The following is a 2,626-nucleotide window of genomic DNA, read 5'->3' on the forward strand; positions in this document are numbered from 1 at the left end:
ATCGTGTTCTCGGTAGCGTCCGCGCCCGTGTCGTCTCCCATCGGTATCGGTATCGCGGCCACCAGGAAACTGATCAACACGAGCATCACCACGACGCCGACGATCGTTGCCGTCGTCCGCGAGTAGATGGCCGTTCTGTACCCCTCGGAGTCCTCGCCGTCGGTCGTGCCGGACGACGAGGGCGTCTTCGGACTGCTGGCCGTAGCGGTTCTCGCGGCCGCGGACATCGTGGCCGACGATGAAGTGGTGGCCGAGCGGTCGTTCGGCTGTTTCGCTCCCATCTCCGCCCCGGTCTTCCGTTTCGGTCCGGCCCCGACGGCTGGGCCGACGACGTGGGAGCCCTCGTCGTCCGACTCGGAGCGTTCGACCGCCTCGTCGCCAGTCTCGTCCCCGTCGTTATCGTCGAGCAGGCTACGTCCCACCGAATCGAGGTCGGCGGCATCGTCGTTCGCGTCCTCGCTGTCGCTCGTCTCGATGAGGGGCGACTCGTCTTCCCCGTCGTCTTCGGCGCCCTCGTCCGGGTCGGGTGCGTCCGCGTCGGCGTCGTCGGTCCCGGCCCCGAAGACGAACTCGTCGGCGTCGGTTCCGTCGGTCTCATCGCCGAAGACGAACCCGTCGACCTCGTCGGTTCCGGCCCCGAAGACGAACCCGCCGGCGTCGCCCTCCAGGTCGTCCTCATCGGCCGCGTCGGCCAGGGACTCGGTGTCGTCGCCGACGACGCTCGCGGCACTCGTCCGTTCGCCGAAAAGCGACGTGAGGTCGCTGAGATTCTGGGTCTCGTGGGCCTCGGGTAGCAGATGGAAGTGGGCGTGGACCCCCGCCTGCTCGAACTTGGAGGTCATCTCGTTGAGGAACTGGAAGACCCGGTTGGCGTCGACGGACTGCAACAGCGCGGTGACCGAATCGAAACAGACGACGGTCTGCTGGTCGGTGTCGGCCCACGCCGAGAGGAACTCTGAGATGGCGATGCCGACGCCGGTGAGGTCGCTCGGGTCGGAGATCCGGCGGACGGTCGGCCCGGAGTTCCGGGCAGTGCTGGCGCCGCTGCCGCCGCTGGCGCCGCCCATCTCGACGCTGACGATACCGATGTTCGCGGGCGGGGCGTTGGCGTGGTCGCGCCACGCCGCGAGCCGTTGGTCGGCGGATCTGGTGAACGTGACGAACACCACGTCGACGCTGTCGGGGTCGTCGACGCCCGAAAGGGCCATGCAGGCCTCCTCTTCGCAGTCGTCGTGTCCGTCGATCTCCAGCAGCATGTTCGCCGGCCCCGAGGGGGTTTCGTCGGTCATGTTCGATCACACCCACCAGCGGTTCGAAGCGAACGCTCCACAGCCGCTGATTGTCGTGTGTTATCCGTTCACTATATAATAGCCGTGCTCCGTTTCAGCTGTCGAAACGACCCAAACACCCGCGTCTTAGGCGGGTTCTTCGGTTTCCCTGACGGTCAACACGGGCTGGTCGGCGGTCCGGAGGACGCGTTCGGTCACGCTGCCGAGGAGCGCGCGTTCGAGGCCGCTTCGGCCGTGGGTCCCCATGACGATGAGGTCGATCCCGTTGTCGTCGGCGTATTCGAGGATGACCTGATGCGGTGCGCCGGCGCCGATGGCGGCCCGAATCGAGGTGACGTCGGCCGCCTTCGCGCGGGCCCGAGCGTCGGCGATGGCGTCCTCGCCCTCCGTTTCGAGGGCGTCGTACAGTTCCGGCTGCTCCCCGTCGGGCACCCGCGTCTCGTCGACCACGTACAGGAGGTGCAACTGGGCGTCGTGGGTGTTGGCGTGGTCGATGGCCTCCTCGACGGCCGCCATCGCACACGCGGAGCCGTCGGTTGGAACGAGGATGTCGTCGTACATATCGACGGCTTCGGCGGAGAGGAACTTAAACGACAGTGGCGATGTTCGGCGGTAGCTTCTTGCCGAGGCCGCTCCGAGTTCGAGAATAACAGTTGTGTTGGTGTCAAATACAGCCAGCCGCGGTCGGGAAGCATGACGACACATCGTGAGCCGCTGGATTCGGTACTGGAGACGGTCGGAGAGACGCCGCTGGTCCGAGTGAGAGCGGCCCCCGAGGAGGTGCCCGTCTACGCCAAATGTCATCGGTGGCGCCCTCGTTACGGACGACCCCGACCTCGACGAGCGGTTCGGCTTCTACCAGAACGCCGTCGGCGCGACGCCCGGTCCCTTCGAGAGCTTTCTCGTGTTGCGGGGCACCAAGACCCTCCCCGTCCGCATGGACCGACACTGTGAGAACGCCCGCCAACTCGCCGTCTGGCTGGCCGACCACCCAGACGTGAGCGAGGTGTACTACCCCGGTCTCGAATCCCACCCTGGCCACGAGGTCGCCGTCCGGCAGATGGACGACTTCGGCGGCATGGTGAGCTTCGAACTCGACGCCACGCTCGAAGAGACGAGCGACGTCTGCTCGGCGACGGAGGTGTTCACCCTCGCCGAGAGCCTCGGCGGCGTCGAGAGCCTCATCGAACAGCCGGCCGCGATGACCCATGCAGCGATTCCGAAAGAAGAGCGGGAGGCAGCGGGCCTCTCGGACGGTCTCATTCGGGCCAGCGTCGGCATCGAACACGTCGACGACCTGCGGGCGGACCTCGAATCGGCCATCGACGCGGTGCTAC

Annotated in this window: 2 protein-coding genes and 2 pseudogenes; 2 read left to right on the forward strand and 2 right to left on the reverse strand. The window is 66.8% G+C overall.

Annotation, left to right across the window (positions count from 1 at the left end):
• Positions 1–1,289, reverse strand: a 1,289-nt coding sequence (locus tag V5A53_RS14445) for a DUF7504 family protein (RefSeq protein ID WP_332314311.1), incomplete at its 3' end; no start/stop codon positions are given.
• A gap of 126 nt (positions 1,290–1,415) precedes the next feature.
• The gene (locus V5A53_RS14450) at positions 1,416–1,850 is read right to left on the reverse strand and encodes a universal stress protein (protein ID WP_332314312.1); all 435 of its coding nucleotides are present in this window, start codon (positions 1,848–1,850) and stop codon (positions 1,416–1,418) included.
• A 132-nt stretch (positions 1,851–1,982) separates the two neighbouring features.
• Here V5A53_RS14450 and V5A53_RS14455 point away from each other — a divergent pair.
• Positions 1,983–2,105: pseudogene (locus V5A53_RS14455) on the forward strand (cysteine synthase); the annotation flags it as partial.
• Positions 2,086–2,626, forward strand: a pseudogene (locus V5A53_RS14460) (trans-sulfuration enzyme family protein); the annotation flags it as partial. The pseudogenes V5A53_RS14455 and V5A53_RS14460, both read left to right, overlap by 20 nt.

The sequence above is a fragment of the Natronomonas sp. genome, assembly GCF_036625485.1.
GTDB lineage: Archaea > Halobacteriota > Halobacteria > Halobacteriales > Haloarculaceae > Natronomonas.

Excerpts from the sequence above, each read along its gene's own strand:
- V5A53_RS14450 (WP_332314312.1), bottom strand. The coding sequence starts at position 1,850 with ATGTACGACGACATCCTCGTTCCAACCGACGGCTCCGCGTGTGCGATG.